The sequence below is a fragment of the Streptomyces fuscigenes genome (assembly GCF_021556455.1).
In the GTDB taxonomy this organism is placed as follows: domain Bacteria; phylum Actinomycetota; class Actinomycetes; order Streptomycetales; family Streptomycetaceae; genus Streptomyces; species Streptomyces fuscigenes.
The window spans coordinates 1-3,906 of sequence record NZ_JAKGCV010000484.1 but is presented as its reverse complement, the minus strand read 5'-3'; the positions used below and the strand labels follow the sequence as shown (position 1 = coordinate 3,906).

Sequence of the window (3,906 nt, the reverse complement as noted above, 5' to 3'; positions counted from 1 at the left end):
CGCCGCCCGCCGCCCACCGCGCCGCGACCCGCCGGCAGCACGGATCCGGCTGCGCTGCGTGACCACCGGCGCGCCACGCCGTCACACCCCGTACCGACACGCTGCGTGCCCGCCCGGGTGGCCGCGCGGCCGCGCCCGGACCGCCCGTGACCACCTGATCCGCGCCACACGTGCGCCGAGCGTCACGCCACACGTACGAATGTCGGCGCTCTGTCCGATTCGCCGCACCCCGGCTGTCCCGGGCCCACCCGACCCGCGATCAAATCCTGCCGCGATCTGATCATTAACCGGTCACCATCTGCTACTTGAACCATCGATGAGCCGCCACGGAAGCGACGTAACCGATGATTTGAGCAACTCGGTGTAGCACTGCCTGTACGAAGCGTTATTCTCCTCAGACGCATACCGGACCCCGCACACCGCGACAGCGGGTGAGAGGTCCCGCACTGCACGTGATGGAAGCTCTGCCTCTGGGAGACCCGTGTACTCACACGTCGGGGTTGACGCCTCGGGCCTGGCTACGCTGCGCGCAACGGTCCTCGACCTCTTGCGCGGTCTTGTCCCCACCGCGTACGCCGTCCCCGCACTCGCCGCAACGGCCCCTGCCGTGAGCGGCCCTATCGGCCCCTGCTACGCCCTGGCGAGCGGAGGCGCCGCGGTCGGCAGAAGGAGCGGCCGCGCCCGGAACGCGGCCGGTTCGGCGCCGGCGGCCACGCGCCGTCCGACCGCCGACAGCGACAGCGCCCGCATGATGGACCTGGTCGAACGCGCCCAGGCCGGAGAGGCCGACGCCTTCGGCCGGCTCTACGACCAGTACAGCGACACCGTCTACCGCTACATCTACTACCGGGTCGGCGGCCGGGCCACCGCCGAGGACCTCACCAGCGAGACCTTCCTGCGCGCCCTGCGCCGGATCTCCACGTTCACCTGGCAGGGCCGCGACTTCGGCGCCTGGCTCGTCACCATCGCGCGCAACCTGGTCGCGGACCACTTCAAGTCGAGCAGGTTCCGCCTCGAGGTGACCACGGGCGAGATGCTGGACGCCAACGAGGTCGAGCGCAGCCCCGAGGACTCCGTCCTGGAGTCCCTGTCCAACGCGGCCCTGCTCGAAGCGGTGCGCAAGCTCAACCCGCAGCAGCAGGAGTGCGTCACCCTCCGCTTCCTCCAGGGCCTCTCGGTCGCCGAGACCGCCCGCGTCATGGGCAAGAACGAGGGCGCCATCAAGACACTCCAGTACCGCGCGGTCCGCACGCTCGCCCGGCTGCTGCCCGACGACGCCCGCTGACCCCCCTTCCCACGGCCGCCCGGTCCCGCGCCGGGCGGCCCTTCGCGCTCCGCGCCGGCACGGATCCCAACCCCGTTGCCATCACGCTGCGTTGACAACGCGGTCACGCTGTGGTCGGATCGCCTTCCGCGCGTAACCCAAGTGCGGCACCGCTCGTTGTGCGGGATGCAGGCTCCCTGTGCCCCCCGCGCACGCGGGTCGATCCTCATCGGACCCCCGGGGAGTCGACCGTCATGACGAGAGGAGGTGCCGCCAGTGATCGCGAACGTCTCGGCACACCGGCGGGCGAACGCCTTCGCCCAGACCCTGGACGACAGGGCCGACCTGGGCCCGGCGACGCCACAGTCGGCCGAGCCGACCGCCGAATCAGCCGAACCATCCGACCAGAGGCGGCTGTTGGGACTGGCGCGCAGCCTCGGCGAGATGCCGAAGCCCGTGCTGGATCCCGAGGTCAAGGTGGTGCAGCGAGCCCAGCTCGTGGCCGCCATGGAGGCCATGCTGCAGGAGGGCGCGGCCGCCCAGGGGTCCTCGGGCCCTACGGTGCCGGCGCAGCGCACGTCGAGGGGCGCCCATCGCGCGTCCCCCCTCGGGCGGCTGCGGCCGAGGTCCCGCTGGTCGAAGAGTCTCGCCGCCGGCGGCCTCACGGTCGGTGTGGCGGCGGGCGCCTTCAGCGGAGTCGCCGCTGCCAGCTCGGACGCGCTGCCCGGTGACTCGCTGTACGGGCTCAAACGCGGCATGGAGGACATCAGGCTCGACCTGGCGGACACCGACTCCGCGCGCGGCGGCCTCTATCTCGACCACGCCTCCGCGCGGCTGACCGAAGCGCGAAGACTCATGGAACGGGGCCGGACGGGGCAGCTCGACCACGAGTCCCTGGCCGAGATCCGCCGGACGCTGACCGGCATGAAGGACGACGCGTCCGAGGGCCACCGCCTGCTGCACGCGGCCTACGAGAAGAACGGCTCGCTGGCCCCGATGGCGACGCTGTCGTCGTTCACGGCCTCGCACCGGCAGGCCTGGGACGGGCTCCGCGGCCGGCTGCCCGTCCAGCTCGCCGATGTCGGCGAAGAGGTCAACTCGGTCTTCGCGGCCATAGACCAGGACGTCGCCCCGCTGCAGTCGAAGCTCCCGCAGCCGGGCCGCAAGCAGTCCGGGACCGCCGCCACCGACGCGCCGGGGAGCAGCACGGCGCCCGGCACCGGCAGGCACCGCAAGCCCTCGCCCGCCACCCCGAGCTCGGGCGAGAGCCACGGTCACAGCGGTTCCGGAGGGTCGGGCGGCACGCCCTCGCCGACCGGCTCGCAGGGCGGTTCCGCGGGCGCGACCCACGAGGGCGGGCTCATCGGCGGTGCCGCGGGCGGCCTCGTCGACCCGCCGTCGGGCGCGGCCAGCGACCCGGCCGCACCGCCTGAGGACCAGGCTCCGGGCGCGCCCCAGCCCGACGTCACGCTCCCGCCGCTGCTGCCGGGGCTCCTGCCCGGCCTCGGCATCGACGCGCACGACGGCGCCGACCAGGGCGAGTGACGCACAGCAGGTGAGGGGGCGGCTCCCGGCGGGGAGCCGCCCCCTCGTGCGTACCGCGACCGCGCGCCGCACGTACGCCCCGAGTCGCGCGTACGCCACCGGGACATGGCTCGGCGCCCGGGCCGGGCGCCACCGGGCCGGGCCCGCGCCCGCCCGCCGCCTCAGAAGAAGACCGACCGCCGCTGCACCAGCAGCTTGTAGAGCGTGTGCTGGATCTGCTCGCGCACCCGGTCCGTCAGGTTGAACATCAGCATCGGGTCCTCCGCCGCCTCCGGCGGGTAGCCGTCCGTCGCGATCGGCGTCCCGAACTGGATCGTCCACTTCGTCGGCAGCGGCACCGCGCCGAGCGGGCCGAGCCACGGGAACGTCGGCGTCAGCGGGAAGTAGGGGATCCCCAGCAGCCTTGCCAGCGTCTTCGAGTTGCCGAGCATCGGGTAGATCTCCTCCGCGCCGACGATCGAGCACGGCACGATCGGCACGCCCGTGCGCAGGGCCGTCGACACGAAGCCGCCCCGGCCGAAGCGCTGGAGCTTGTACCGCTCGCCGAACGGCTTGCCGAGGCCCTTGAACCCCTCCGGCATCACCCCGACGACCTCGCCCCGGCCGAGGAGCTCCTCGGCGTCCTCCGTGCACGCCAGCGTGTGGCCGGCCTTGCGGGCCAGCTCGTTGACGACCGGCAGCATGAACACCAGGTCGGCGGCGAGCAGCCGCAGATGCCGGCCGGCCGGGTGGTGGTCGTGCACGGCGACCTGCATCATCAGCCCGTCCCACGGCAGCGTCCCCGAATGGTTCGCCACCACGAGCGCCCCGCCCTCGGACGGGATGTTCTCGACGCCCTTGACCTCGACCCGGAACCAGTTCTCGTACAGGGGCCTGATCAGGGACATCAGCACCTGGTCGGTGAGGTCCTTGTCGTAGCCGAAGTCGTCGACCTCGTACTCGCCCGTCACCCGCCGCCGCAGGAACGCGAGCCCGCGCTCGATCCGCTCCTCCCAGCCGGGACGCCCCTCGTCCGCGCCCCCGGCCCCCGCGCCGCCCGGCGCCGAGGAGCCGCCGGAGCCCGCGCCCGAGCCCCCGTCCGCGCCGTCGTCGCCGGG

General features: G+C 73.3%; 3 protein-coding genes. 2 read left to right on the top strand and 1 reads right to left on the bottom strand.

Annotated features, from left to right (window positions below; all coding sequences use genetic code 11):
- Nucleotides 1-481 precede the first annotated feature (481 nt).
- Together L1885_RS25010 and L1885_RS25005 are read left to right on the top strand one after the other, a co-directional pair.
- Nucleotides 482-1,285, top strand: a complete 804-nt coding sequence (locus tag L1885_RS25010; RefSeq protein WP_235799439.1) for an ECF subfamily RNA polymerase sigma factor, BldN family — start codon at nucleotides 482-484, stop codon at nucleotides 1,283-1,285.
- 255 nt (nucleotides 1,286-1,540) lie between these two features.
- Nucleotides 1,541-2,809, top strand: coding sequence for a DUF5667 domain-containing protein (locus L1885_RS25005; RefSeq protein ID WP_235799438.1), 1,269 nt, complete (start codon nucleotides 1,541-1,543; stop codon nucleotides 2,807-2,809).
- 161 nt (nucleotides 2,810-2,970) lie between these two features.
- On the opposite strand, the gene L1885_RS25000 is transcribed toward L1885_RS25005, so the two are convergent.
- Nucleotides 2,971-3,906, bottom strand: a 936-nt coding sequence (locus L1885_RS25000; protein WP_235799437.1) for a lysophospholipid acyltransferase family protein, incomplete at its 5' end; no start/stop codon positions are given.